Consider the following 25,623-nt stretch of genomic DNA (forward strand, 5'->3'; position numbering starts at 1 on the left):
ATACAGCGGGCTACAACTGGTAGCCGGCCCTACGCGGCCGCGTCGGCGGACTGGCCGCCCGCGCCGGGCTTGTTGGCTTTCATCAGGAAAACGAGCCCGATGGAAAACAGGCAGGCGAAACCCAGCAGGTAGAAGGCGTCGGTGTAGGCCAGGGTGGTGGCCTGCTGCTGCACAATGCGGTAGAGGGCCCCCTGGGCCTGCCGCATGGCATCGACCCCGCTGGCGTTGGCCCGGCCAAACACGGAGGTGGCGAACTGGCGCAGGCCCGCCGCGTAGTCGGGGTTGGTGAAGGAGAGGTGGTCGATGATGCGGCTCTGGTGGAACTGGCTGCGGCGGGCAATCACGGTTTCGATGGCCGCGATGCCGAAGCCGCCCCCGATGGTTTGCACCAGGTTGGTGAACATGGCCACCTGGTTGGTTTTGGACTTGGCCAGGCCCACGTAGGACGCCACGCTGATGGGCACGAACAGGAAGCCCAGCCCCAGGCTCTGATAGATGCGCGCCGTGGCCACGGTGCGGAAATCGACGCTGGTGCTGAGGACGTGCGCGTAGTTGAAGCAGGCCAGCGAGCTGACTACTAAGCCAAAGCCAATCAGCCAGCGGGCCTGCACCTTACCCGTGAGCCAGCCCACTATCGGCATCAGCAAGATGAGCGACAGGCCGCCCGGCGTGATGGCCAGGCCGCTGTCGACGGCCCGGTAGCCCAGCAGCGACTGCAAAAACTGCGGCAGCTGCGTGGTGCTGCCATAAAGCAGCGCGCCCACCACGAACATGACCAGCATGGCGGCCGTGAACGTGCGGTTGCGGAACAGGCTCAGGTCGAGGAGCGGGTTTTTGGTGCGCATCTCCCACACGATGCCGCCCACCAGCAGCGCCGCCGCCGCCACGCTGAGCAGGATAATGGCCTGCGAGCTGAACCAGTCGTCGCGCTCGCCCCGGCTCAGTACGTACTGCAACGCGCTCAGGCCCAGGCCCAGCAGGCTGAGGCCGATGTAGTCCACGCGGATGCCCTTGGCCCAGGCGTTGGCTTTTTCCTTCACCAGCTCCGGCGGGTCTTTCACCAGGGCCGTCACCAGAAACGCGGTGAGGAGGGCGATGGGCACGTTGACGAAAAATACCCAGTGCCAGCTGTAGCTGTCCACGAGCCAGCCGCAGAGCAGGGGCCCCACCGTGGGGGCCACCACCGTGGCCACGCCGAACAGCGCAAATGCCTGCCCCTGCTCGGCGGGCGGAAAGGAATCTTTGAGGATGGCCTGACCGACGGGCGGGATGATGCCGCCGCACAGGCCCTGCAAGGCCCGCATCACCAGCAGCATGCCCAGCGACGACGAGAGCCCGCACAGCAGCGACGACACCCCGTAGGCCACCAGCGCCAGCATGAACAGGCGCGAGCGCCCAATGGCCGTGGACAAAAAGCTCGCCGTGGGCAGCATCACGGCTTTGGCCACCAGCAGCACGGTAATTACCCAGGTCACGTCGTCCTGCGAGGCCCCCAGGCTGCCGCCGATGTTTTGCAGAGCCACCGACACGCTGGAGTTGTCCAGCACGTCCATGAACGTGCCCAGCGCCACCGTGATGGCGATGGCCCACTTCAGGTTGCCGGCCAGCCCGGCCCCGGCGGGCTTGGACAAGGTTTGCGTTTGCGCCATAACGAGGAAACGGGAGAGATGGGACTGTCGGCGTTAATGCGGCGTGGTGTGCAGGTGGGTGCGCGCCTGCGCCACGGCTTCCTGGTAGTGGTTAAGGAAATCGGTAAGAATTTCCTCCTGCGTTACGCTCTCAATCCGACGGTCGTCGCGCCACGAAGCCAGCAGCTCGATGGTTTTGGTGCGGGAAGGTTCCTTGTCGTCTTTCTTGTCGTCGCCGCCTTCCGCGGGCTGCTCCTCGCCGCCGTCCTCTTTGTCGTCGGCTTTGTCATCGTCTTTTTTCGCATCCTTGCCGTCCTGCTCATCGCCGGGCGGCGCTTCGGGCTGGCCCTGTTCGGCGATGATGGCCTCGGCGAGCTTGTTTTCCTCAAACCAGCAGTGCACGTAGGGCAGCACGGCCTCGATGCGCACCTTGGCCACCACGGCGTACTGGAACTCGACGGGCCCCTCCAGGTGCCGCACGATGAGGTACGCGCGGCCCTCGTCGAGGCCGGTGTCGCAGGTGCGGGCGTGGGGGCGCAGGGCGGCGGCGGCCGTTTCGAGGGCCGGAAGCGCGGTGTTCGTATAAAAATCGGTCTGGCGCTTCAGGTTGTCGAGGTACGCCTGGTCTTCCTGCGCGAGGGTGGCAAAGAGGCCGTTGAGGTCGGCTTCCCAGCGGCCGGGGGGGGTGGGGGCTTCCATGAGCGGAGGGCGGTTGAGCTTAACGGTAAAACGGTTACTGCTTGGGGCCCACCCGGCGGCGGGCGGCGTGGTCCACCACGCGGGGGCTGGCCTCGATGTGAGTGGTGTCGGCGGCCTGCCGGGTGGGCACCACGGTGATGTCCACCTCGGGCGTCACCGACATGCCGGGGGCCAGCAGGTGCAGGTCGGGCTGGCCGTTGAACACGATTTTGACCGGAATGCGCTGCACCACCTTCACGTAGTTGCCGGTGGCGTTTTCGGCGGGCAGCAGGCTGAAACGGGCCCCGGTGCCCCGCTGGAAGCTCTCGACCGACCCCCGGAACTGCTCGCCCGAGTAGGCATCGACCTCAATCAGCACCGGCTGGCCCACCCGCATGCGGGCCAGCTGCGTTTCCTTGAAATTCGCGGTTACCCACAGCTGCCCGTAAGTGATGAGCAGCAGCTGCTGGCCCACGGCCACGGTCTGGCCCTCGTCCACGGCCTTGCCGGTCACGCGGCCGGTTTCGGTGGCGTAGAGCTTGGTGTAGGAAAGCTGGAGGCGGGCCTGGTCGGCGGCGGCCCGGGCCTGCGCAATCTGGGCGTCGGACACGCTGATTTGCTCGGTGGCCTGGCGGTAGTCGTTGCGGGCCTGGGCCACCACGGCGGCGGCCTGGCCGGCCTGGGCGCGGGCGGCCTGGGTGCGCTGGTCGGCGGCGGCGGCCTGGTCGGCGCTGGCGCGGGCAGTGGTGGCGGCCTGGTCGTAGCGCTGGCGCGACACGGCATCGGTCTTGTAGAGCTCGGCGTAGCGCTGCTCGTCGCGGGCGTCGTTGGCGGCCTGGGCGTGGGCGGCGCGGGCCTGGGCCAGGGCCTGGGCCACGCCGGCTTCGGCGGCGGCCAGCTGGGCCTGCTGCTGGGCAATGACGCTGCGCCGCGAGGCGCTGGCCTGCTCGGCGGTGTTGCGCTGGGCGCGGGCGCTGGTCACCTGGGCCTCGGCCTGGGTCAGCTGGGCCTGGTAGTCGCGCGGGTCTATTTCCAGCAGCAGCGTGCCCTTCTTCACCAGCTGGTTGTCGCGCACGTACACTTTCAGCACCTGGCCGGCCGCGCGCGGGCTCACCCGCACGGCGTTGCCCTCCACGAAGGCGTCGTCGGTGGTTTCGTGGTCGCTGGCGTACCGGTAGTAGCGCACGCCCCAAATCAGCAGCAGCAGCAGCCCCACCCCCGCCAGGACGAGAAACCAGGGGCGTTGGTAAATTGGCTTTTCGGTCACCTCGTCGGGGGCGTCCTTGGCTTGCTTTTGCACCGTGCGCGGGTTGGCACCCAGGCGCTGGTCGGGGGCATCGGAAGGGTCGGCGGTGCGCCGCCGGGCCGGGTCGCGGGCGGGGCGGGCGGCGGGAGAAGGAGCGTTATCGGCCATAACACACGTTAGTTCTTAGTTGTCAGTTGTCAGTTGTTGGCTGTCAGTTGTTAGTTCTTAGTTGTCAGTTTTTAATTGGTTGGCAATTGATTGACTGACAACTGACAACGAGCAACTGACAACTCGTTTTTTTGTCACGGCTACTTACAGGCGGAAGGCCTGGGCCGTGCCGGTGGCGGCGGCGAAGTTGAGCCGGGCCGCGCCGTACTGGGCCAGGGCCTGCACCTGCAGGGCGCGGGCGTCGGCCAGGCTGGCCTGGGCTTGCAGCACTTCGAGGTTGTCGGCTACGCCGGCCCGGAAGCGCTGAGTGGCCAGCGCCAGCTCGCGGGTGGCCAGGTCAAATTGCTCGTTCACGGCCCGCACCTGCTCGGCGGCTAAGCGCCAGCCCAGCAGGGCCGTGCGCACGTCCTGCTCCACCTGGCCGCGGGTGTTGCCCAGCGCCAGCTCGGCCTGGCGCTGCTGGCTCACGGCGGCGTTCACGCGGCCCCGGGTGTAGCCGCCGTCGAACACGGGCACGCTCAGCGTCACGCCGTAGGTGCGGGTGGCGCGGTCGTCTTTGAACGGCGTCACGGCCGACTGGCCGTAGTCGCCGGCGGCGCTGATGACGGGGTAGCGGGCGGCGGCGCGGGAGCGGCGGTCCAGGGCCCGCTGCTCAATGGTTTGCTCGGCGATGCGGGCATCCAGGCGGGCGGCCTGGGCGGGGGCCAGGGCCGCGTCCACGGTGGGCACGGCCTCGGTGCGGGCCACCAGCGTGTCGGTGAGCACCGTGGCGCTGCCCTGGGGCAGGCCCACGGCCCGCTCCAGGTCGAGGCGGTTTTGCTCGGCGTTGGCTTCGGCCTGCACCACGCGCAAGCGCTGCTGCGAGGCCCGCACCTCGGCCCGCACCACGTCGATGCCGTTGGCCACGCCTACGTCGCGCTGCTTCTGGGCCAGCTGGCGCAGGGCCTCGGCCAGGGCCAGGTCGGCGCGGGCGGCCCGCACTTCCAGGTTGCCGCGCTGGGCGGTGAGGTAGGCCAGGGCCACGAACGTGGCCACCTGCTCGCGGGCCAGCTCGGCGGTGAGGTCGGCCACGCGCACGGCGGCGGTGCTGCTCTTGTACTCGCGCATCGCGGCCAAGTTCAGCAGGGCCTGCGAGAAGTTGAGCCGGGCATCAAACGTGTTGAAGGGCCCCACGAACGACGGGATGGTGGGGGCCGCGGCCGCGCCGCCGGTGCCGCCGCCCGTTCCCCCGCCCGTGCCGCCGCTCATCATGTCCTGGCCACCGCCGGGCACCAGGCCCTGCGCCACCAGGTTGAGGGTGCGGTTTTGCTGGTAGGCCGTGCCACTGAGGTTGGGCAGCAGGAAGGAGCGCACCTGCTGGCGCAGGGCCCTTGCTTCCGCGGCCCGCTCGGTGGCCAGCAGGGTGGTGAGGTTGTTGTCCAGGCCGATGGCGATGGCCTGGGGCAGGCTGAGCTGCGCCGGGGCCACGGCCAGCGTGCGGGCCGCGCCGGTGGCCGCGCCCATCATGCCGCCGCCGCGCGGGGCCCCGCCAAACGAAGCTTGCGGCGTGGTGGTGCCGCTGGGCTCGCCCAGGGTGCCGCCGCCGCCCGGGGCCATCATCGGGGCCCCTTGGCCGGCCGGGGCCGCCGGCGCGGCACTGGCTGCGCCCGGCGCACCGGCGGCGGGCGGCGAAGCGCTCTGCTGCTGCTGGGTTTGCTGCATCTGCTGCTGCCGGCGCTGCAAATCCTGCTGTTGCTGCTGGCCCACCGGCGGCCCGCCGATGCCGGCCTGGCTGCCGGCGGGCGGCGAACTCACGGCCGGGGGCCCCGACGGGCTGTTCTGCGCCTCGGCCGTTAGCGCCGCCGTGAGCAGGCCCAACCCCGTGATAACGACCCGATAAATGAAAGTAACCGAGACAGATATTCTTTGCATACTCACCCCAATCAAGCCATTGTTGGGTAGTTGAACGCAAACAACCCGCAATTGGATGGGCTGTTGCGGAAATTCCGGGCAATTTCCCGGACGTTCCGCGAGTGCCTGCGCCCTGGTTTGCGGGCCGGGGCTAGCGCCCGTCCGCCCCCACAACCGGCAGGGGCACCACCGGCGCGGGCCGCTCGGCTTCGGGCCCGCTGCCGCCTTGCAGGGCCCGCTGGTGGCGGGCCTCGTCGAACTCGCCTTCGCTCTTGGCGATGACCAGCGCGGCCACGCCGTTGCCGATGACGTTGGTGATGGCGCGGGCCTCGCTCATGAAGCGGTCCACGCCCAGCAGCAGGGCCACGCTTTCCACCGGAATTACCTTGGTGGCCGCCAGCGTGGAAGCCAGCACGATGAAGCCCGAGCCCGTGACGCCCGCCGCGCCCTTGCTCGTGACCACCAGGATGGTAATCAGCGAGAGCTGCTGGCCCAGCGAAAGCGGAATGTTGAAGGCCTGGGCCAGGAAGATGACCGCGATGGACAGGTAGATGGACGTGCCGTCGAGGTTGAAGGAGTAGCCGGTGGGAATGACCAGGCCGGCCACCGGGCGCGAGCAGCCGTAGCGCTCCAGCTTGTCGATCATGCGGGGCAGGGCCGACTCGGACGACGAGGTGCCCAGCACGAGCAGGATTTCCTCCTTGATGAAGTTCAGGTAGGGGCCCAGGCGCAGCTTTTGGGAGCGCAAAATCAGGTTCAGCACCCCGAAGATGAACAGGAACATGGTGGCGTACACCACCAGCATGAGCTTGCCCAGCGGCAGCAGCGCGGCCAGCCCGTACTTGCCGATGGTGAAGGCCATGCCCCCGAACGCGCCCAGCGGGGCCAGCTTCATCACCAGCGCCAGCACCCCGAACATGGCCTGCGAGAGCCGCTCGAAGGTCCGCGTCAGCGGCTCGCCGACGGACCCCAGGCGGTTCACGGCCAGCCCGAACAGCACCGCGAACAGCAGCACTTGCAGGATGTCGCCCTGGGCAAAGGCCTCCACCACGCTGGTGGGCACGATGTGGGTGAAGAATTCGACCCAGTGCATGCCGCCGGCCTGGGCGGTGTACTTGGCCGCTTCGGCCACCTTGCCGGCGTCGCGCAGCACGGCCCGGGCGGTGGCCTGGAGGCCCGCGCCGGGCTGCGTGAGGTTGGCTACCCCCACGCCGATGGCCAGCGCCAGCGTGGTCACCACTTCAAAGTACAGCAGGGCCTTGCCGCCCACGCGGCCCACCTTTTGGAGGCTGCCCATGCCCGCGATGCCCAGCACCACCGTCAGGAAGATGATGGGGGCAATCAGCATCCGGATGAGGTTGATGAACGTGTCGGCCACCGGCTTGAGGGCCGCGCCGAACGCGGGGAACAGGGCCCCCACCAGCACGCCCAGCGCAATGGCCGCGAGCACCTGCACGGTGAGGTTGGAAAACGGCTTTTTCATGGTCGTAAAGCTATTCCCAAACGGCCTTTTGCCGCCGGGCCCCCGGACTCATTATACTTGCCGCGCCGCGCAATAAGTCCGATTTCCGACAATCTTTTCGGGGCCTTTGGTGTTACTTTACCAGACCATTAACTGCCCCCTCATGAACGGTAAAAACCTGTTTAATTTCGGCCCTGCCCTCGGGTACTTCTTCCGCAAGAACAACCCCGACCGCCAGAGCAACTTCAACCTCAAAACCATGCACTTCATCAACAAGCTCAGCCTGGCGATGTTCCTGGTCTGCCTGGTGGTGATGTTCTTCCGCTACGTGCTGTAAGACAAAGCGTTGCCGTGCACATCGAGGATTTCCGCGACCACTGCCTGGGCCTGCCCGGGGCCACCGAGGAAACGCCTTTCGGGCCGGAAACGCTGGTGTTCAAGGTGGGCGGCAAAATCTTCGCCCTCACCGACATCGACACCTTCGCCAGCGTCAACCTGAAGTGCGACCCCGCCCGGGCCCTGGAGTTGCGCGAGGCGTTCGACTTCGTGCGGCCCGGCTTTCACATGAACAAAAAGCACTGGAACACGGTGCTCGTCGGCCCCGGGGCCGCCGACGCCCAGCTGCGGGCGTGGACGGCCGATTCGTACGATCTGGTGGCCGCGACGCTGCCCAAAACTGCACGAGCCGAATTGGCCCGTGCGCTCGAAGAATAAGCCTTCCGGGGCCCGCCAACCCATGCAAATCAGCAGCCGTTTTTCCGTTGCCGTGCACGTGCTCGCGCTGCTCGCGGGCCAGAAGCCGGCCGCGCTGCTTTCCTCGGAGCGCATGGCGGGCAGCGTGGGCACCAACCCGGTGGTGGTGCGGCGCATCCTGGGGCAGCTCAAGCGGGCGGGCCTGGTGGAGGTGCGCCCGGCCTCGGGGGGCACGTTTTTGCGGCCCGCGCCGGCCGGCGTTTCGCTGCTCGACGTGTACCGGGCCGTGGAGGTGGTGGCCGAGGGCAAGCTGTTCCACGTGCACGGCCACCCCAGCCCGAAGTGCCTGGTGGGGCGAAACATCCAGGGGGCCCTGGAGGCCACCCTCGCCCGGGCCCAGGCAGCGCTGGAAGCCGAGCTGGCCGGCGTGACGCTGGCGCAGGTAGTGGCCAGCCTGGACGCAGCGGTAGCTGCCTGACTTGCCAAGTGTCGTCATTGCAACGACGCTGGCTGCAACGCTCTTCCGCCGTGCCCGCGTGCCGCAAAACGATTTGCGCGACTGGTGTAGAGCCGCGACACTTCGCGCCTCGGCCGCTGAACGGCAATTGTTAAGGTACGGCACGAGAAGGCCCCGCCGGTGCACCGGCGGGGCCTTCTCTAATTTAATTGAAATAACCCGCAACTCTACTGGCCGACCAGGAATACGGCGTTGCCAAACAGTAGCTTGCCGCCCTGCCAGAAGGCGCGGAACAGGGGGTTGTCGGCCAGGTAAACGACCTGGCCGCGGCCCAGCTCCTGCTCGCCCAGCACGAGGGTGTCCACTAGGTCTTTGCGGGCCTTGCGGCCGGCGAAGCCCGCGTAGTAGCCGTCCTTTTTGATGACGCCCACGTTCCAGCCGCCCTTGCCCAAGAACCGGTAGCTGAGCGGCGTGCGGATGAGGGCCGAGTAGGTGCCGCCGTAGCCGAAGGCCAGCGGGTGGCTGTTGTCGAGCTGCACCCGGTAGATGGTGCCCAGGGCCTGGTCTTCCGTGCCTTCGCGGTCGGCGTCGCCGTAGCGGCGCAGGGCCTGGTAGGGGCGGGCCTGGTCGGTTTTCTTGGTAGCCACCGAGTCGTCGGCCTTGGTTTTGAGCAGGAAGTCGCGCTTGTTGGCCAGGAACTTGGCGGCCCCTTCCATGGCAATGAGCTTGCCGCCGCCGCGCACCCAGGCCTTGAGGCTTTCGAGGGCCCGCTCGGAGTAGATGTCGCCGTAGTTGCCGTCGGGCAGGATGAGCACGTCGATTTTGGCCATGTTCACCCGGCCCAGGTAGTCGGTGCCGAGCACGGTGATGGGGTAGCCGAGCTGCTGCTCGAAGAAGTGCCACACCTCGCCAAAGGCGGTGGCGTCGATGCCGGGGCCCGCCACCACGGCCACGGTGGGCCGTTTCACGAAGTGCACCGAGCCCGAGCCCAGGTCGTGCCCGGTGGTCGAGAAGCCCGATTTGACGGCCTGCACCACCGAGCCGGCCGAGTCGGCCTGGGCCCGCACGAGCTGGTCGAACCGGGGCCCCAGGGCCTCGTTGCCGGTGCGGGTGATGATGAGCGTGCCGGGCGCGTATTTCTGCCCTTCCGCCTCGAAGGCCTGCTCGGCGAAGCGCACCTTCACCTGCTGCTGGAGCAGGCGGCTGAGGAAGCGCACGTCCTGGAGGTTGTTCCAGCGGGCGAGGTAGGCGTAGGGCCGGTCGGTGGGCGCGGCGGCGCTGCCCTTCACCACGGGCTGGGTGGGGGTAGGGCCCGAGGCGTCGAGGCGCTGGGCCAGGGCGTAGGCCTTAACGCCAAACGAGTAGGGCAGGGCCCAGGAGGTGATGTCGTAGGTGAGCGAATCTTCCAGCTGCGGGCGGGGCTCGAACAGCACCTTCACGAGCGTCGATTTGGGCTGGTACATGCTCACCAGCACGTCGTGGGGGGCCACTTCCACGTCCTCGGTTTTGCCGGAGGCGTAGTTGAAGCCGCGGGCCTTGATTTTGCGGGGCGCGAAGCCGTAGCTGATTTGCTGGCGGTCGAGGTACTGGGTCAGCATCCGCAGCTGGCCGGGGTCGTTGCCGGAGGCCAGCACGTAGGTTTTGTAGGCCCCGCCGGGCTTGGTTCTGGCGTCGGTGAAGTAGGCCTGGAACTCGCGCAGTAGGTCGTCGTGCCGCTCGGCGGTGGCCTGGACGGTGGCGCGGCTGGCGGCGTGGTGGTGGGCAATGCGCTGGGCCAGCGTGAGGGTGTCGCCGTCGAGGCGGGCGAAGCGCACGCCGCCCGCCCCGCCGCCGCCCTGCTCGTACGTCATACCGATGGCCCCGTTGAAGCTGGGCCAGGTATCGCCGTACGTGGGAGCGAACAAATCGTAGGTTTCGCGGGTGAAGTACAGCCAGTTGTTCTTGTCGAACACGGCCCGGTTGTAGTCGCCGATGATGCCCTGGAACTTGCGCTGGAAGGGCGTGATGTCGGCGTGGTAGGGCTTGGCGGCCGGCGAGAAGTAGTACGAGTTGTTGGGCCCCATCTCGTGGAAGTCGGCGTGCACCTGCGGCAGCCACTGGTTATAGAGCACGATGCGCTGGCGGCTTTCCTGCTGGGTTTGCCAGGCCCAGTCGCGGTTCAGGTCGAAGTAGTAGTGGTTGTAGCGGCCGCCGGGCCAGGGCTCGTGGTGCTCCCAGGCGTCGGGGCTGGCGTTGGGGCCCTGGTTGCGCACGCGGTTGTACCAGTTGGCGTAGCGGTCGTGGCCGTCGGGGTTCACGCATGGGTCGATGATGACCACCGTGTTCTTCAGCCAGTCCTGCATCTGCTGGTCCTGGGGGTTGGCCAGGTCGTAGAGCACCTGCATCACGGCTTCCGACGACACGGCCTCGTTGCCGTGCACGTTGTAGCTCAGCCAGCACACGGCCGGCATGGTGCGGCTGGTCGCGCCGGTTTCCAGGCTGGCCAGGCGGCGGCCGTTGTGCTGGATGGCGTCGAGCTGGCCGAAGTTTTCGGCGCTGGCCACCTCAATTACTTCCAGGGTGCGCTTCTCGTAGGTTTTGCCGTAGCGCACCACCTTCATGCGGGCGGGGGTGTGGGCCACCACGTGGGCGGCGTAGCGCAGCACGTCGGCCTGGGGCGTGAACTGCGTGCCCAGCGCGTAGCCCAGAAACTGGTCGGGGGTGAGCAGGGGCCCCGCCGCATCGGCCGGGGCGGTTTGGGCGGCGCTGGCCAGGGGCAGGGCCAGCCCCAGCAGCAGCGTCAGGCCGGTGCGGCCCAGGGCCTGCGCCGCCGCCTGCCCGCGGGCGAATAATTTGGAGCGTAGTGAGAATGCCATCAAGCAGTTTAAAAGGTTTCGGGAGAAGAGGAGAACGTAAGGACGGGGCCCCTTGCGGCAAAGATGCAGGCAACCCCGCCACGGGCCACTGTTTTCGGTGCTTTGTGTGGAAATAATAAGGCAATTTCTGGAAAGCAGGGTTGATTTTGGGGTGCCTGGTTGGCCGGCACGCTATATTTTTAGCAACTTGGGGCCCCAAACCACCCGGGTGCCGCTGCGTGCGCGGCGGCTATGGTGCATCCTGGACCGGGCTTTTGCGTCTTTGAGTAACCCTGCTTTCTATGAAAAACCTGCTACCCTTGCTGGCCGCCCTGGCCCTGCCGCCGCTGGCCGCCGGGGCCCAAACGGCCCCCGCCCCGCGCCCCCTAAACCTGCGCGACCTGGCCCAGCTGCGCGACGTGGCCGACCCCAACCTGTCGCCCGACGGGGCCTGGGTGGCCTACACCGTGGCCCGCGTGGACACGGCCACCGACAAGCGCGACGCCGACATCTGGATGGCCCGCACCGACGGCAGCCAGAACCTGCGCATCACCACTAACCCGGCCAGCGAAAGCAAGCCCCGCTTCAGCCCCGACGGCAAGTACCTGAGCTTCGTGTCGAGCCGCGGCGAGGACGACGGCGGCAACGCCCAGCTCTGGCTGCTGAACCGCGCCGGCGGCGAGGCCGAGAAAGTAACCAAGCTCAAGGGCAGCGTGTCGGACTACGTGTGGAGCCCCGACGGCCAGCGCATCGCCATGATCCTCAAGGACGCCGACCCCGACTCGCTCACCGCCGCCCAGAAGGCCAAGAAAAAAACCGCGCCGCCCATCGTCATTGACAGGTTCCAGTTCAAAAAGGACGTGGACGGCTACCTCAACCAGCAGCGCCAGCACCTCTACGTGTTCGACGTGGCCACGCGCCGGCTCGTGTGCCTCACCCCGGGGCCCTACGACGAGCACCTGCCCGCCTGGAGCCCCGACGGCAAGCAGCTGGCCTTCAGCAGCAAGCGGGGCCCCGACCCCGACCGCCACGACAACTACGACCTGTTCCTCATCGACGCCAAGGCCGGGGCCCCGGCCCGGCCGCTGCTGGCCACCGACGTGCCCGAAAGCGCCCCCGGCTACGGCAGCCGCCCCGTGTGGAGCCCCGACGGCCGCCGCATCGCCTTCGTGCAAGGGGGGCCCAAGGAGCAGCTCGTGTACGCCCTGCACCAGCTGATGGTGGTGGACGTGGCCGGGGGCCCCGCCCGCGCCCTCACCGCCGGCCTCGACCGCAACACCACCCAGCCCGAGTGGGCCCCCGACGGCAAAAGCCTCTACTTCCTGCTCGAAGACGACCGCGCCGAATCGCTGATGCGCGTGCCGGCCACCGGCGGCAAGCCGGAGAAAGTGCTGGCCGGCCCGCGCCAGGTGGGCGACTTTGCCATGGCCGCCAAGGGTCAGCTCGTGGTGCTCAGCAGCCAGCCCCAGCAGCCCACCGAAGTGTTTGCGCTGGATAAGAAGGGGGCCCTGCGGCCGCTCTCGAAGCAGAACGACGCCTGGCTGAAGGGCGTCACGCTCGGCGCTGTCGAGCCCATCCAGGCCAAGAGCAAGGACGGCACGCTGGTAAGCGGCTTCACCATCAAGCCGGTGGGCTACCAGGCGGGCCGCAAGTACCCCGCCATTCTGCGCATCCACGGGGGCCCCGTGGCGCAGTTTGGCTACGGCTTCTCGTTTGAGTGGCAATACTTTGCCGCCAACGGCTACGCCGTGGTGGTGGCCAACCCGCGTGGCAGCTCGGGCCGGGGCCTCGAATACAGCAAGGCCATTTTTGCTGATTGGGGCAACAAGGACACCGACGACGTGCTGGCCGTGGTGGATTACGCCGTCGCGCAAGGCCTGGCCGACCCCGAGCGCCTCGGCGTGGGTGGCTGGAGCTACGGCGGCATCATGACCGACCAGGTAATTGCCCGCGACCAGCGCTTCAAGGCCGCCGTGAGCGGCGCCAGCATCGGCAACGTGCTGGCCGGCTACGGCACCGACCAGTACATCCGCGACTACGAAACCGAGCTGGGCACGCCCTGGAAAAACACCGACGTGTACCTGCGCGTCTCGTACCCCTTCTACCACGCCGACCAAATCAAAACGCCCACCCTCTTCGTGTGCGGCGAGAAGGATTTTAACGTGCCCCTGCTCAACACCGAGCAGATGTACCAGGCCCTCAAAAGCCTGAACGTGCCCACGCAATTAATTATTTACCCCGGCCAGTTCCACGGCGTCTCCACGCCCAGCTACGTCAAGGACCGCTACGTGCGCTACCTGGGCTGGTACAACAAGTACCTCATGCCCAAGGGCCCGGCCGCGGCTGGGGCGCAAGGTGGTGAGTAGCCCGCGCCGCCGTTGAAACTTCGCCCGGGGCCCTGTTTGTTGAGTTAGGAGCACCCCGTAACTTTGAAGCTATGGACCTGATAGTAACCGTACCCGACGACTGGGTAAACTTCGTGAAAAAGCTGCTGCGCGAGCTGAACCTGCCGTTTGAAGTGGTGAAGCCCAAGGTTGTTAAAGTCGTCAAGCCCCGCTGACAGCTTAAACAGTGCTGCTACTACCTACTCCCATTTTCAGAACTAATTGTTTCGTCTCATGCGTCAAGTTACTTTCATGGTTCCTGACGAGCAGTATGCCTCGTTCATGAAGGTTATCAAAAGCCTTCCTTTTGCTATTAAAACCAAAGCCACGGCCCCGCTAAAAACTAAAAAATACACGCCTGAGCAACAGGAATGGATCGATGATTTCCGCGAGGCGCTCCACGAAGTGGAATTGCACCAGCAGGGAAAAATCAAGTTGAAAACCGCAGAAGAGTTTCTTAATGAGTTACGCAATAGTAACGACGAGTAGGTTCGAGCGAAGTTTCAAGCGGTTTCGTAAAAAATACGCTAGCAGCTTGAACGATTTTGCCGAACTTATTGCCGAACTGAAAGCGAACCCAAAAGCCGGTCAGGCGCTGGGGCGTGACTGCTATAAAGTGCGTATGAAAATCGCTGCTAAAAACGCAGGCAAGAGCGGTGGAGCACGGGTTATTACCTGCGTAAAAATTCTTGGTCAACAAGTTTTTTTACTCACTGTTTATGATAAATCTGAACAGGAAAGTATTTCGGACAACGAGCGAGACGATATGCTTCGCGAAAACGGACTACTGTAAAAAAAACGAAAAGCCCGCGGCAGTTGCCGCGGGCTTTTTCGGGCCAATTAATTAAATAGCCTTACACCACCACGTTCACCATGCGGCCGGGTACTACTACTACTTTCTTCACGGCCTTGCCCTCGCCGAAGCGGGTGAGGAAGTCGGATTCGCGGATGGCGGTTTCGATTTCGGCGGCGGTGGCGGTGGCGGCGAACTGGCGCTGGTCGCGCACCTTGCCGTTGATGGCCACGGGGTAGGTTACGTTGGCTTCCACCAGGAGTTCCTCGCGGAACTCGGGGTAGGGGGCCTGGCTGATGCTGCCGGGCGCGTGGCCCAGCTCTTCCCACAACTCCTCGGCGAGGTGGGGGGCAAAGGGGGAGAGCAGCACGACCAGCGGCTCCAGCACGGCACGCTTGCGGGTGCCGAGGGCCGTCAGCTCGTTCACGGCAATCATGAAGGTGCTGACGCAGGTGTTGAAGCTGAACTTGTCGATGTCGTGCGCCACCTTTTGGATGACCTTGTGCAGGGCCTTCAGCTCGGCGGGCGCGGCGGGCTCATCGGTCACGGCCAGGGTCCCGTCCTCGGGATGGAACAGGCGCCAGAACTTCTTGAGGAAGCTGCCCACGCCCGTGATGCCGTTGGTATTCCACGGCTTGAATTGCTCCAGGGGCCCCAGGAACATTTCGTACAGCCGCAATGCATCCGCGCCATATTGCTTTATCAAATCGTCGGGGTTCATGACGTTGTGCTTGGACTTCGACATTTTCTCGATTTCCCAACCACACAGAAAGCGCCCGTCTGGCTCACTGACGTAATTGCCTATTAAAGGTGTGCTACTGCCATCCCATTTGTTGACCGCACCAACGTTAAGCACGTCATTATCTACTTTAGAGACATCAACATGAAGAGCTGTTACGTGAAGAAAATCAAGTTTATCAGAAGAAGCTAATTCAGTAACTGGCTCGTTTCTGACGTTCCAAAAACCAGCGATTTCATCCAGCTTTGCTTTTAAAAAAGCTTTATCTTCTGTCGAAGCAGTTTTAGAATTGATGCGGTTCAGAAGCGCAACGGAGACATAAACTGGTGGTTCAGATTCATTTGTTTTTTCTGAAGGAGTATGGGGTTCCCAAATACCATTAACACGATATACGAAATTCGACCGGCCCAAAATCATCCCCTGGTTGATCAGTTTCTGGAACGGCTCGGTGCCGGTTACTAGCCCTAAATCTTTCAGGAACAAATACCAGAAACGCGAATACAATAGGTGGCCGGTGGCGTGCTCGGCGCCGCCCATGTAGAGGTCCACTTGGCCCCAGTATTTCTCGGCTTCCGCGCCCACGAAACGGTCGGCGTTGTCGGGGTCCATGTAGCGGAGGTAGTACCAGCTGGAGCCGGCCCAGCCGGGCATGGTGCTCAGCTCGAACTCGTGCTGGCCGCGGTATTTCCAGCCGGCGGCGCGGCCCAGGGGCGGCTCGCCGGTTTCGGTGGGCCGGTACTCGTCGATTTCGGGGAGCACGAGTGGCAGGTCGGCTTCGGCCACGCCGTAGGCGGTGCCGTCCTTGTAGTACACTGGAATGGGCTCGCCCCAGTAGCGCTGGCGGCCAAAAATGGCGTCGCGCAGGCGGAAGTTGGTCTTGCCCTTGCCGAGGCCTTTTTCCTCCAAAAAGGCGATGAGCTTCGTGGTGGCCTCCTTGTAAGTGAGGCCGTTGATGATGCCCGAGTTGATGTAGCGGCCTTCCTTGGTGGGGTCGGCCTGGTGCTCGAGGTCCTTTTGGGCGTCCGAAATGGCCGGGATGGGCAGGTCGAAGTGCTGGGCGAAGAGGTAGTCGCGCTGGTCGCCGCTGGGCACGGCCATCACGGCGCCGGTGCCGTAGCCGGCCAGCACGTAGTCAGCGAGCCAGATGGGCACGGGGGCCCCATCCACGGGGTTGGCGGCGTAGGCCCCGGTGAAAACGCCCGACACGTGCTTGACGTCCGACATCCGGTCGCGCTCCGAGCGGCGCTTGGTGGCGGCAATGTACTCGTCCACGGCGGCGCGCTGGCCGGGCGTGGTGAGGGTGTCCACCAGCTCGTGCTCGGGGGCCAGCACCAGGAATGTGGCGCCGTAAATGGTGTCAACCCGCGTGGTATATACCTTAATATCAGCGCCTTCGTGGCCCTGTACCGGGAAGGTGACTTCGGCCCCGATGCTCTTGCCAATCCAGTTGCGCTGCATCTCCTTCACGGCGTCGGGCCAGTCCAGGGTGTTGAGGCCCTGGAGCAGGCGGTCGGCGTAGGCGGTGATGCGCAGGTTCCACTGCGGCATGAGGCGGCGCTCGACGGGGTAGCCGCCGCGCTCCGAGAGGCCGTCCTTCACCTCGTCGTTGCTGAGCACCGTGCCCAGCGCCGGGCACCAGTTCACGTAGGTATCCTGCTGGTAGGCCAATCGGTAGGGGAGGATGGCGGCCAGCTTCTGCTTCTCGCCCATCAGCTGCCACTGGCCGGCCGAAAACTCGTGGCGGTCCTCGGCCTCGCCCGCCGCGCGGATGCCCGCGCTGCCGTGCTCGGCAAACTTCGCCTGCAAGGTGCGGATGTGCTCGGCCTTATCGGTATCGAGGTTGTACCAGCTATTGAACAGCTGGAGGAAAATCCACTGTGTCCACTTGTAATAATCGGGGTCGGAGGTGCGCACCTCGCGGCTCCAATCGTAGCTGAAACCCAGCTGCTGGAGCTGCCGGATGTAGGTTTCGATGTTCTTGTCCGTGGTCACGGCCGGGTGCTGGCCGGTCTGGATGGCGTACTGCTCGGCGGGCAGGCCAAACGAGTCGAACCCCATGGGGTGCAGCACGTTGCGGCCTTGCAGGCGCTGGTAGCGGGCCACGATGTCGGAGGCGATGTAGCCCAGCGGGTGCCCCACGTGCAGCCCCGCCCCGGACGGGTAGGGGAACATATCCAGCACGTAGTACTTGGGCTTGCTGGAGTGGTTGTCGGCCTTGAAGGTCTGGTGGGTTTTCCAGTGGGCTTGCCACTTCTTCTCAATCTCTTCGGGGCGGTAGGCGGGCATTGGCTTGGCGTTGGTACTTCCGGCAAAGGTAACGCCTGCGCTTAGGGGTTGAAATGCAAGCCGCGGGTTACGTTGGGGGCGGCCCGGTGTAGAGACGCATCCTTGCGTCTCCGGCTTGAACGTCAGGCGTGAACGACTTGCCCAAACATCGTTCATCCCTGATGTTCAAGCCGGAGACGCAAGGATGCGTCTCTACATCCGTTTTGCGGCCAGAAACCCAACCGAACCGCCCAGGTGTAAATTTGGGAACCCTAATCCAGTACCGTGGCCCGTATTCCCAAAGAGTTAGTTGACCAGATTATCCAAACCGCCGACATCGTGGAGGTCGTCGGCGATTTTGTGCAGCTCAAGCGCAAGGGCCAGAACCTGTGGGCCCCCTGCCCGTTCCACAACGAGAAGTCGCCGTCGTTTTCGGTGAACCCGGCCAAGGGATTGTACAAGTGCTTCGGCTGCGGCAAGGCCGGCGGCGTGGTGCAGTTCGTGATGGACATCGAGGGCACGTCCTACGTGGAGGCCCTGAAGTACCTAGCCAAGAAGTACGCCATCACCGTTCAGGAGGAGGAAAAAACCCCTCAGGAGCAGCTGGCGCAGAACGAGCGGGACTCGCAGTTCATCGTCTCCAACTGGGCCAAGGACCACTACCACCGCCTGCTGCAAAACACCGAGGAAGGCATGAGCGTGGGCTACGGCTACCTCAAGGAGCGTGGCTTGAACCTGGCCACCATCCAGACATTCGAGCTGGGCTATTCGCTCGACCAGTGGGACGACCTGCTGAAGAGTGCCACCGCGGCCGGCTACGAGCTGAAATACCTCGAAAAAACGGGCCTCGTCGTCAAGCGCGAGGACGACCAGGGGCACGACACCGGCCGGCGCTACGACCGGTTCCGGGGCCGCGTGATGTTCCCGATCCACAACATTTCGGGCCGCGTGGTGGGCTTCGGGGCCCGCACCCTGAAGCGCGACGACAAGATGGCGAAGTACCTCAACTCGCCCGAGTCGGAGATTTACCACAAGTCGGACGTGCTCTACGGGCTGTTCCAGGCCCGGCAGGCCATCCGCACGCAGGAGGTGTGTTACCTCGTGGAAGGCTACCTGGACGTGCTGAGCCTCTACCAGGGCGGCATCAAGAACGTGGTGGCCTCGTCGGGCACGTCGCTTACGGAGGGCCAAATCCGGCTCATCAAGCGGTATTCCGACAACGTGACGGTGCTCTACGACGGCGACGCGGCCGGCATCAAGGCCAGCCTGCGCGGCACCGATTTGCTGCTCGAAGGGGGCCTGAACGTGCGCGTGGTGCTGTTCCCGGACGGCGACGACCCCGACAGCTACATCCGCAAGGTGGGCGACCAGCAGTTTGCGGAGTACATCGAAACGAAGAGCCAGGACTTTATCACTTTCAAAACCACCCTCGTGGCCCGCGACGCGGCCGGCGACCCGGTGAAGAAGGCCGAGGCCATCCGGCAGGTGCTCACCAGCATCGCCAAGGTGCCCGACGCCATCAAGCGGCAGGTGTTTTTGCAGCAGACGTCGGTGGCGTTCGGCATCGACGAGCAGGTGCTCATCACCGAGTACAACAAGCTGGCCCGGCCGGCCCCCGGGGCCCCGCGCCCCGCCGAGGCCCCGGCCGGCAGCAGCGCCCGCCCGGCCGCGCCCGTGGCCGCCACCCGCCCCCTCACGCCCGAGGAAGAAGCCGAGGCCGCCATGTACGGCGCTTTCGAGCCGGGGGCCCCCGCCGTGGCCGCGCCGCCGGCCGAAGCCGAAGATGCCGAAGCTGTCGATTTGCTCCAGCTCTGCGAGCGGGAGGTGCTGCGGCTGCTGGTGCTGCACGCCGCCCGCGCGGTGGACACCGACGTGAGCGTGGCCCAGTACCTGCTGGGCCAGCTGGAAGAAGCCCCGCTCAAAACACCCCTCTACGCCGAGCTGTGGGCCCTGTGCCGCCAGGAGCTGCTGGCCGGCCGCTTCCCCGAGGCGCGGCAGCTGGGTCAAACCGAGCGGGCCGACCTGCGCAGCCTGGTGTCGGACCTGGCCACCGAGCGCTACGACATTAGCCCCAACTGGCGGGTGAAGGAAATCTACGTGTTCAACGAAGTGGACTTGCCCAAGGTGGCCTGCGACAACGCCGTGCTGCGCCTCAACAAGTGCCACGTGCAGCGCGAGCTGAACCGCCGCCTCGAAGCCCTGCGCCAACCGATGCTCGACGACGCCGAACTGTTCGAGAACCTGCGGGCCATCAAGGACTTAAAGCAGCTCGATAACCAACTGGCCGGCCTGCTGGGCACGGTCATCCCGCGTGGGGCGTAGGCTCTGGTAAGTAGTTGGCCTCGTCGCGCAGTGGAAAGGGGTAGCGCCGCGACACTTCGCGTCTCGCCGTTGAACGAAGGGCAAACGGCGCGAACGCTGAGACGCGAAGTGTCGCGGCGCTACCCCAGTCCCGCAAACCGTTTCGCGGCGGAGATATCAGTCGACAGTCCACTGCCCGCTGCTACTTGAGCTGGCGCAGCGAGCGTTTGCTGTCGCGCTTGGCCCGCTTGATGGAGGAATTGAGGTCTTTCTGGGCGGCTTTGCCGAGCTTGGGCGTGGCCAGCTTCACCACCGCCGGGGCCCCGCCGGGCTGGAGGGTGAAGGGCACGTCGGGGCTGCCGGTGTAGGTGGCTACGGCGTTAAACGGGCCCGCGTCGGCGGGCACGATGAAAACAAAGGTGCCCTCGGCGTTGGTAACGCACGACTTCTTGGCGCGTACCAGCTTCACCACGGCCCCGCCCAGGGGCCCTTTGACGGTTTCCACGCGCCCGGTAAGGGTCACCGGGGCGTCGGCCGCGGGGGGGGTGTCCGGCGCTGGCGCGGTGGTCGGCGCGGGCGCAGGGGCCGGTAGGACCTGCGCACGGGCCGGCTTGCTCAAAGCCATGGTGGCCAGCAGCACGAAAAAGCAGGAGCGGAGAGCTGAGATCATGAGCGGGGTGGGTTTGATAATTAGCGTTAGCGTGTTGGAAGCAGTGAAACGGGCCCCGCACCCCCGAAGGCGGGTGTGGTCGGGCCCCGCCGGGCAGATGGCCGGGAGGGTATTCTTGAATTGCAGCGCCAAAAGGGTTTGGAGCCCACGGCCGGGGGCGGCCCACCGGTACGCCAGACCGCACTGCAACAGCTGCGCCAGAATGCAAAAACAGTCCTATTTACCGCTTAATTCCGAGAATTTACGTTTTCCTCGCCCAAAGTAGGCCCACACTATGCTGATGGCTAGATTTCCGGGGCGCTCCGCCGTGCGCAGGTGCGGCCGCGCCGCGCGGCGCTGCTGCCGCCAGTAGGCCCGCTTCTGGAAAAAGTGCCAGTGGGCGCGGGCCACGGCGCGGGCCTCGGCCGCCTGGCCGCCCAGCAAAAAGCGCAGGCCGGCCACCCAATCCAGCACGATGCGCTGGGCCAGGGGGCCCGCCAGCTCGCCGGGGGCCGCGTTTTTGTAGAGCAGGGCCAGGCCGTTGCGGAAGTTGAGGTAAGTTTTGCGGGGGTCGGTTTTGGCCAGGGTGCCGCCGCCCACGTGGTGCACCGCGCTGCCGCCGTGGTACCACACCTCGTGCCCGGCGTTCTGGAGCCGCCAGCAGAAGTCGATTTCCTCCATGTGGGCAAAAAATGCCGGCTCCAGGCCGCCCAGGGCCCGCCAGGCGCTGGCCCGCACCAGGCAGCAGGCCCCGCTGGCCCAGGCCACGGGGCGCGGGTCGTCGTACTGGCCGGCGTCCACTTCGGTGGTGTCGAACAGCCGGCCCCGGCAAAAGGGGTAGGCCAGGCGGTCGAGGTAGCCGCCGCCCGCCCCGGCGTACTCGAAGCGCGTGGGGTCGGCGTGGGCCAGGATTTTGGGCTGCACGGCGGCGGCGCGCGGGCGGCTTTCGAGCAGGGCCCGCAGCGGGCGCAGCCAGCCCGGCGTCACGGCCACATCGGAGTTCAGCAGCACAAAATACGGGCTCTCGACCTGCGCCAGGGCCTGGTTGTAGCCCTCGCAGAAGCCGAAGTTGCGCTCCAGCAGCAGCAGCTCCACGGCGGGGAAGTCGCGGGCCAGCAGCGCCACCGAGTCGTCGGTGCTGGCGTTGTCGGCCACCACCACGCGGGCCCCGTCGGCGTGGGCCACCACGCCGGGCAGAAATTGCCGCAAAAAGTCGGCCCCGTTCCAGTTGAGCACGACGATGGCCACGTCGGCGCACGCGCCCGCCCGGCCGGGAAACGGTTGGTTGACCGCCAACGGCTCAGACGCCAAAGTTGCCCAGGTCGAGGCCGGGGATGTTGGGCATCAGGCCGCTGGTTTTGCGTTGCAGCTCCTGGCGGGCCAGCTCGCCGGCGGTTTCGAGGGCCTTGTTGGCGGCGGCCACCACGAGGTCGGCCAGCATGTCGCGGTCCTGAGCGGTGAGCAGGCTCTCGTCGATTTCAATTTTCAGCAGCTTGCGCTCGCCGTTGGCGGTGGCCCGCACCAGGCCCCCGCCAGCCTCGCCGGTAGCCGTGAGGTGCTGCAATTCCTGCTGGGCTTGCTGCATTTTCTCTTGCAGCTCCTTCACCTTACCCATCATGCCCATCATGTCGAATGCCATACTGAAAAGTGCCCCGAGGGCGAATTAAATGCGGTTTTGAAAAAAATAATTGGTGCGGGAGCGGGGCCCGCGCCCCGGCCCGCCGCCCGCGTGTACAAGCCACTTGCCGCGCCCGAAGTTTCTTGGCGAACCACTAAAATCGGGGTTCGGCCCCCGCTCCCGGCCCACCGCCTTGTTCCGTGGTACGGGCCGCGGGCGCACAAAGGTACTATTTGCGCAAACGAGCGGATTACCTTCGCGCCTCCCACCTCTCTTTGTCACGCCCATGAAACTTCTGATTGTTCTCGCGCTCCTGAGTGCGTCGCTGCTACCGGCCGGCCGGGCCCAGGCGCAAACCCCCGCCACTACCCGGGTGCAAACCGCTTCCGGCCCCATTGAAGGCCTGACGGCCGCCAGCGGCATCCGCGAATTCCGGGGCGTGCCCTACGCGGCGGCCCCCGTCGGGCCCCGGCGGTGGCAGGCCCCCCAGCCCGTGCAAAAGTGGACCACCGCGCGCCCGGCCACGCAGTTCGGGCCCCGCGCCATGCAGCTGCCGCTGTTCGGCGACATGAACTTTCGCTCGAACGGGGTGAGCGAGGACTGCCTTTACCTGAACGTGTGGGCCCCCGCCCAAACCGCCCGGCAGAAGCTGCCGGTGCTGGTGTATTTCTACGGCGGCGGCTTCGTGGCCGGCGACGGCTCCGAGCCGCGCTACGACGGCGAGGCCCTGGCCCGCCGGGGCGTGGTGGCCGTCACGGTGAATTACCGGTTGGGCATCTTCGGCTTCTTCGCGCACCCCGAGCTGGCCCAGGAATCGCCGAACCACGCCGCCGGCAACTACGGCCTGCTCGACCAGAGCGCGGCCCTGCGCTGGGTGCAGCAAAACATCGCGGCCTTCGGCGGCGACCCCGCGCAGGTGACGATTGCCGGCGAGTCGGCCGGCTCGTACTCGGTGAGCGCCCAAATGGCCTCGCCCTTGTCGAAAACGCTGTTTGCGCGGGCCATTGGCGAAAGCGGCTCGCTGCTGACCTCGGGCCCGGGGCCCGCGCCGCTGGCCACGGCCGAGCAAACCGGGGCGGCGTTTGCCGCCGGCCTGGGGGCTCCGTCGCTGGCGGCGCTGCGGGCCCTGCCGGCCCAGCAGCTGCTGGAGGCCACGGGCCAGCCCGGGGCCCCGCGCTTTAGCGCGGTTATCGACGGGTACTTTTTCCCACAGTCGCCCGCGGCCATTTTCGCGGCGGGCCAGCAGGCGCACGTGCCGCTGCTGGTGGGCTGGAACTCGCAGGAATCGGGGCCCCAGGGCGTGCTGGGCGCGGCGGCCCCCACGCCGGAAGGCTTCCGCCAAGCGGTGCAGAAGCTGTACGGCCCCCGCGCCGAGGAAGTCCTGAAGCTGTACCCCGCCGCCACGGCCGCCGAGGCCGAGCAGGCGGCCACCGACCTGGCCAGCGACCGGTTCATCGCCTACGGCACCTGGAAGTGGGCCGACGTGCACGCCCAAACCGGCGGCCAGCCGGTGTACCGCTACCTTTTCGCCCGCCCCCGCCCGGCCATGACGCCCGAAATGGGCAACGCCACCGCCGGCCTGGCGGGCGGCGTGGTGCAGCAGCCCGCGGGGGCCCCCAAAGCCCCGCCGGCCAAGGGCGCGGTGCATTCGGCGGAAATTGAATATGCGCTGGGCAACCTGCCCACCAACAAGGTATATGCCTGGACGCCGGAGGACTTCCAGGTGTCGGAGACCATGCAAAAGTATTTCGCCAACTTCATCAAAACCGGCAACCCCAACGGCCCCGGCCTGCCCAAGTGGCCCGTGATGCAGCCCGGCACCGACGCGCAATTCCTGCGCCTGGACGTGAAAACCCAGGCCGAGCAGGAGCAGCACCGGGCCCGCTATTTATTCTTGGACCAGCAAATGGGAAAGTGACTTGAACTGATAGGTGGCTGCTTGCGCCGGCTGGGAGGCCCCACCCCGGCCCTCGGAGCCGTCAAGTTCTGGCGGGTCGCCCTCGGGGAACCTCACCCCCTAGCCCCCTCTCCAAAAAAGAGGGGAAACTAGCTCTAGTTCTAAAAAACTAATGCTTAGAGCCTAAGGCTAAAAACTAATTCCCCCTCTTTTTTGGAGAGGGGGCTAGGGGGTGAGGTTCCCCCGGGGCGACCCGCCGGGGGCTCGCAAGGTTCCCCCCCCGCATACCTACGCCGCCGCCAGCCGCCCCGCTGCCGGCCGCATCAATAATAAATACACCGCGCCCGACACGAAGAAGCCCACGAACCAGGCGTAATTGTACACGCCGAGCAGCGCGGGCCAGACCGTGGCCTTGTCCAGCGCGCCGATGTTGGCCAGAAAGCCGGGCACGTTGGGCACGATGCCCACCGCCAGGGCCAGCAGCGCCGCCGGGTTGAAGCCGCCGCGGTAGCCGTAGCGGCCGTCGTAGCGGTACAGCTCATCGACGTGTAATTGCTGGCGGCGGAGCACGTAGTAGTCGGCAATCATGATGCCGCCGATGGGGCCCAGCAGCGCCGAGTAGCCCACGAGCCAGGTGAAAATGTAGCCCGAGGGGTCGGCAATGAGCTTCCAGGGGGCGATGAGCACGCCGAGCACGCCGGTGAGGTAGCCCCCGGTTTTGAAGCTGATGCGGGCGGGGGCCACGTTGGCGAAGTCGTTGGCCGGGCTCACGATGTTGGCCGCGATGTTGGTGGCCAGCGTGGAGAGGGCCACTGCCAGCATGGCCGCGCTCACCAGCAGCCGGCTCTCGAACTTGGCCGCCAGCACCACCGGGTCCCAGATGGTGTGGCCGTAGATGACGAGCGTGGCCGACGTGACCACCACGCCCACGAACGAAAACAGCGTCATCGACGCGGGCAGCCCCAGGGCCTGCCCCACCTGCTGGGCCCGCTGGCTCACGGCGTAGCGCGTGAAGTCGGGGATGTTGAGCGAGAGCGTGGCCCAGAAGCCTACCATGCCCGTGAGCGACGGAAAAAAGAAAGCCCAGAACGCCGCCGGCGTCGCAAACTTGCTCGGCTGCGCCAAAATGGGCCCCAGCCCGTGCCCGGCCGCCACGGCCCACCACAGCAGGGCCCCCGCCGCCAGCGGCAGGAAAAAGGCCTTGAACACCAGCAGCTTGCGAATGCTTTCCACGCCCCGGTGCACCACGTACATGTTCACCAGCCAGAACAGGAAAAACAGCAGCGCTGGCCCCGTGGCCAGGCCCCAGCCGGCCGGGAACACGGCCGGCAGCGTGGCCAGCCCCGGCACCCACAGCACCGCCATCTGGTAAAGCGCGAAGCCGCCAATCCAGGTTTGGATGCCGAACCAGCCGCAGGCAATCAGGGCCCGCAGCAGGGCCGGCACGTTGGCCCCGCGCACCCCGAAGCTGGCGCGGGCCAGCACCGGAAACGGGATGCCGTAGCGGGCCCCCGCCCGGCCGTTCAGCAGCATGGGCCCCAGCACCAGCGTGTTGCCCAGAAAAATGGTGCCCACCGCCTCCCACCAGTTCATGCCGCCCTCGATGAGCGAGCTGGCCAGCATGTAGGTCGGGATGCACAGGCTCATGCTAATCCAGAGCGCGGCGTAGTTGCCCGTGCCCCAGGTGCGGGCCGCGGGGCCCACCGGGGCCAGGTCGGGGCTGGTGAGGCCGGCGGCGTAGGGCGGGGCCAGCAGTTCGGGGGCGTTAATCATGAGGAGTGAGATTAGCGGGGGCTGGGCAATGGCATCTAGGGCAATTTAGGAAATTACAAAAAAATTTAGGCCGTCATGCTGAGCGCAGCCGAGGCATCTCTACCGCGTCGTTGAACGATTGAATTAGTCGGCGGTAGAGATGCTTCGG

At 66.1% G+C, this 25,623-nt stretch carries 20 protein-coding genes; 9 read left to right on the forward strand and 11 right to left on the reverse strand.

The features are described from left to right. Window positions 1-29: 29 nt before the first annotated feature. From HNP98_RS02350 to dctA, 5 genes are all read right to left on the reverse strand, one after another. A complete protein-coding gene (locus tag HNP98_RS02350) occupies window positions 30-1,649 on the reverse strand; it encodes a DHA2 family efflux MFS transporter permease subunit (RefSeq protein ID WP_173808449.1) in 1,620 nt (539 codons plus the stop codon). A gap of 33 nt (window positions 1,650-1,682) precedes the next feature. Beyond that, a complete protein-coding gene (locus tag HNP98_RS02355) occupies window positions 1,683-2,327 on the reverse strand; it encodes a hypothetical protein (RefSeq protein WP_173808450.1) in 645 nt (214 codons plus the stop codon). 34 nt (window positions 2,328-2,361) lie between these two features. Beyond that, a complete protein-coding gene (locus HNP98_RS22160; RefSeq protein WP_173808451.1) occupies window positions 2,362-3,720 on the reverse strand; it encodes an HlyD family secretion protein in 1,359 nt (452 codons plus the stop codon). A gap of 144 nt (window positions 3,721-3,864) precedes the next feature. Continuing rightward, window positions 3,865-5,631 carry a TolC family protein gene (locus HNP98_RS02365; protein WP_173808452.1) on the reverse strand — a complete coding sequence of 589 codons (1,767 nt, stop codon included), beginning with the start codon at window positions 5,629-5,631 and terminating at the stop codon, window positions 3,865-3,867. A gap of 130 nt (window positions 5,632-5,761) precedes the next feature. Beyond that, the gene (dctA, locus tag HNP98_RS02370; protein ID WP_173808453.1) at window positions 5,762-7,093 is read right to left on the reverse strand and encodes a C4-dicarboxylate transporter DctA; all 1,332 of its coding nucleotides are present in this window, start codon (window positions 7,091-7,093) and stop codon (window positions 5,762-5,764) included. A gap of 142 nt (window positions 7,094-7,235) precedes the next feature. On the opposite strand from dctA, the gene HNP98_RS02375 reads away from it, so the two are divergent. From HNP98_RS02375 to HNP98_RS02385, 3 genes are read left to right on the forward strand one after another with little or no spacing between them, the layout of a single operon-like run. Continuing rightward, window positions 7,236-7,409, forward strand: coding sequence for a DUF6728 family protein (locus tag HNP98_RS02375; RefSeq protein WP_173808454.1), 174 nt, complete (start codon window positions 7,236-7,238; stop codon window positions 7,407-7,409). 14 nt (window positions 7,410-7,423) lie between these two features. Continuing rightward, window positions 7,424-7,786 (forward strand): MmcQ/YjbR family DNA-binding protein, encoded by a 363-nt coding sequence (locus HNP98_RS02380; RefSeq protein ID WP_173808455.1) that lies wholly within the window; start codon window positions 7,424-7,426, stop codon window positions 7,784-7,786. Window positions 7,787-7,808: 22 nt separating this feature from the next. Continuing rightward, the gene (locus HNP98_RS02385; protein WP_173808456.1) at window positions 7,809-8,243 is read left to right on the forward strand and encodes an Rrf2 family transcriptional regulator; all 435 of its coding nucleotides are present in this window, start codon (window positions 7,809-7,811) and stop codon (window positions 8,241-8,243) included. Window positions 8,244-8,449: 206 nt separating this feature from the next. Here HNP98_RS02385 and HNP98_RS02390 read toward each other — a convergent pair whose 3' ends face one another. Next, a complete protein-coding gene (locus HNP98_RS02390; protein WP_173808457.1) occupies window positions 8,450-11,077 on the reverse strand; it encodes a M14 family metallopeptidase in 2,628 nt (875 codons plus the stop codon). A 281-nt stretch (window positions 11,078-11,358) separates the two neighbouring features. On the opposite strand from HNP98_RS02390, the gene HNP98_RS02395 reads away from it, so the two are divergent. The 4 genes from HNP98_RS02395 to HNP98_RS02405 all read left to right on the forward strand — a co-directional run bounded on the left by HNP98_RS02395 (window position 11,359) and on the right by HNP98_RS02405 (window position 14,233). After that, on the forward strand, window positions 11,359-13,422 hold the full coding sequence (locus tag HNP98_RS02395) for a S9 family peptidase (RefSeq protein ID WP_173808458.1): 2,064 nt from the start codon (window positions 11,359-11,361) through the stop codon (window positions 13,420-13,422). Window positions 13,423-13,493: 71 nt separating this feature from the next. Further along, on the forward strand, window positions 13,494-13,616 hold the full coding sequence (locus tag HNP98_RS22165) for a hypothetical protein (RefSeq protein WP_262889077.1): 123 nt from the start codon (window positions 13,494-13,496) through the stop codon (window positions 13,614-13,616). Window positions 13,617-13,674: 58 nt separating this feature from the next. Then, window positions 13,675-13,929, forward strand: coding sequence for a hypothetical protein (locus HNP98_RS02400; protein WP_173808459.1), 255 nt, complete (start codon window positions 13,675-13,677; stop codon window positions 13,927-13,929). Further along, on the forward strand, window positions 13,901-14,233 hold the full coding sequence (locus tag HNP98_RS02405; protein WP_173808460.1) for a type II toxin-antitoxin system RelE/ParE family toxin: 333 nt from the start codon (window positions 13,901-13,903) through the stop codon (window positions 14,231-14,233). Before HNP98_RS02400 ends, HNP98_RS02405 begins: the two co-directional genes overlap by 29 nt. Before the next feature lie 61 nt (window positions 14,234-14,294). On the opposite strand, the gene HNP98_RS22300 is transcribed toward HNP98_RS02405, so the two are convergent. Continuing rightward, window positions 14,295-17,258 (reverse strand): leucine--tRNA ligase, encoded by a 2,964-nt coding sequence (locus tag HNP98_RS22300; protein ID WP_173808461.1) that lies wholly within the window; start codon window positions 17,256-17,258, stop codon window positions 14,295-14,297. A 264-nt stretch (window positions 17,259-17,522) separates the two neighbouring features. Here HNP98_RS22300 and dnaG point away from each other — a divergent pair, with 264 nt between their 5' ends. Next, window positions 17,523-19,559: a DNA primase gene (gene dnaG, locus HNP98_RS02415; protein WP_173808462.1), complete on the forward strand. Its 2,037-nt coding sequence runs from the start codon at window positions 17,523-17,525 to the stop codon at window positions 19,557-19,559. A 181-nt stretch (window positions 19,560-19,740) separates the two neighbouring features. Here the strand turns inward: dnaG and HNP98_RS02420 are convergent, their stop codons facing one another. From HNP98_RS02420 to HNP98_RS02430, 3 genes are all read right to left on the reverse strand, one after another. Continuing rightward, entirely contained in the window at window positions 19,741-20,208 is a 468-nt protein-coding gene (locus tag HNP98_RS02420; protein WP_173808463.1) for a hypothetical protein, read from the reverse strand. A 216-nt stretch (window positions 20,209-20,424) separates the two neighbouring features. Beyond that, window positions 20,425-21,483 (reverse strand): glycosyltransferase family 2 protein, encoded by a 1,059-nt coding sequence (locus HNP98_RS02425; protein WP_217425623.1) that lies wholly within the window; start codon window positions 21,481-21,483, stop codon window positions 20,425-20,427. 4 nt (window positions 21,484-21,487) lie between these two features. Beyond that, window positions 21,488-21,826 (reverse strand): YbaB/EbfC family nucleoid-associated protein, encoded by a 339-nt coding sequence (locus HNP98_RS02430; protein ID WP_173808464.1) that lies wholly within the window; start codon window positions 21,824-21,826, stop codon window positions 21,488-21,490. Window positions 21,827-22,091: 265 nt separating this feature from the next. Here HNP98_RS02430 and HNP98_RS02435 point away from each other — a divergent pair, with 265 nt between their 5' ends. Further along, complete coding sequence (locus tag HNP98_RS02435) at window positions 22,092-23,723, forward strand: carboxylesterase/lipase family protein (protein ID WP_173808465.1); 1,632 nt, start codon at window positions 22,092-22,094, stop codon at window positions 23,721-23,723. 267 nt (window positions 23,724-23,990) lie between these two features. Here HNP98_RS02435 and HNP98_RS02440 read toward each other — a convergent pair whose 3' ends face one another. Further along, window positions 23,991-25,475: an NCS1 family nucleobase:cation symporter-1 gene (locus HNP98_RS02440; RefSeq protein WP_173808466.1), complete on the reverse strand. Its 1,485-nt coding sequence runs from the start codon at window positions 25,473-25,475 to the stop codon at window positions 23,991-23,993. Between the last annotated feature and the right edge of the window lie 148 nt (window positions 25,476-25,623).

It is taken from the genome of Hymenobacter caeli (assembly GCF_013294115.1).
GTDB classification, from domain to species: Bacteria; Bacteroidota; Bacteroidia; order Cytophagales; family Hymenobacteraceae; genus Hymenobacter; species Hymenobacter caeli.

What these genes read in the sequence shown, in the direction of transcription:
- HNP98_RS02350 (WP_173808449.1), bottom strand. Translation starts at nt 1,649, where the DNA reads ATGGCGCAAACGCAAACCTTGTCCAAGCCCGCCGGGGCCGGGCTGGCC.
- HNP98_RS02355 (WP_173808450.1), bottom strand. Translation starts at nt 2,327, where the DNA reads ATGGAAGCCCCCACCCCCCCCGGCCGCTGGGAAGCCGACCTCAACGGC.
- HNP98_RS22160 (WP_173808451.1), bottom strand. Translation starts at nt 3,720, where the DNA reads ATGGCCGATAACGCTCCTTCTCCCGCCGCCCGCCCCGCCCGCGACCCG.
- HNP98_RS02365 (WP_173808452.1), bottom strand. Translation starts at nt 5,631, where the DNA reads ATGCAAAGAATATCTGTCTCGGTTACTTTCATTTATCGGGTCGTTATC.
- dctA (WP_173808453.1), bottom strand. Translation starts at nt 7,093, where the DNA reads ATGAAAAAGCCGTTTTCCAACCTCACCGTGCAGGTGCTCGCGGCCATT.
- HNP98_RS02375 (WP_173808454.1), top strand. Translation starts at nt 7,236, where the DNA reads ATGAACGGTAAAAACCTGTTTAATTTCGGCCCTGCCCTCGGGTACTTC.
- HNP98_RS02385 (WP_173808456.1), top strand. Translation starts at nt 7,809, where the DNA reads ATGCAAATCAGCAGCCGTTTTTCCGTTGCCGTGCACGTGCTCGCGCTG.
- HNP98_RS02390 (WP_173808457.1), bottom strand. Translation starts at nt 11,077, where the DNA reads ATGGCATTCTCACTACGCTCCAAATTATTCGCCCGCGGGCAGGCGGCG.
- HNP98_RS02395 (WP_173808458.1), top strand. Translation starts at nt 11,359, where the DNA reads ATGAAAAACCTGCTACCCTTGCTGGCCGCCCTGGCCCTGCCGCCGCTG.
- HNP98_RS22165 (WP_262889077.1), top strand. Translation starts at nt 13,494, where the DNA reads ATGGACCTGATAGTAACCGTACCCGACGACTGGGTAAACTTCGTGAAA.
- HNP98_RS02400 (WP_173808459.1), top strand. Translation starts at nt 13,675, where the DNA reads ATGCGTCAAGTTACTTTCATGGTTCCTGACGAGCAGTATGCCTCGTTC.
- HNP98_RS02405 (WP_173808460.1), top strand. Translation starts at nt 13,901, where the DNA reads ATGAGTTACGCAATAGTAACGACGAGTAGGTTCGAGCGAAGTTTCAAG.
- HNP98_RS22300 (WP_173808461.1), bottom strand. Translation starts at nt 17,258, where the DNA reads ATGCCCGCCTACCGCCCCGAAGAGATTGAGAAGAAGTGGCAAGCCCAC.
- HNP98_RS02420 (WP_173808463.1), bottom strand. Translation starts at nt 20,208, where the DNA reads ATGATCTCAGCTCTCCGCTCCTGCTTTTTCGTGCTGCTGGCCACCATG.
- HNP98_RS02430 (WP_173808464.1), bottom strand. Translation starts at nt 21,826, where the DNA reads ATGGCATTCGACATGATGGGCATGATGGGTAAGGTGAAGGAGCTGCAA.
- HNP98_RS02435 (WP_173808465.1), top strand. Translation starts at nt 22,092, where the DNA reads ATGAAACTTCTGATTGTTCTCGCGCTCCTGAGTGCGTCGCTGCTACCG.
- HNP98_RS02440 (WP_173808466.1), bottom strand. Translation starts at nt 25,475, where the DNA reads ATGATTAACGCCCCCGAACTGCTGGCCCCGCCCTACGCCGCCGGCCTC.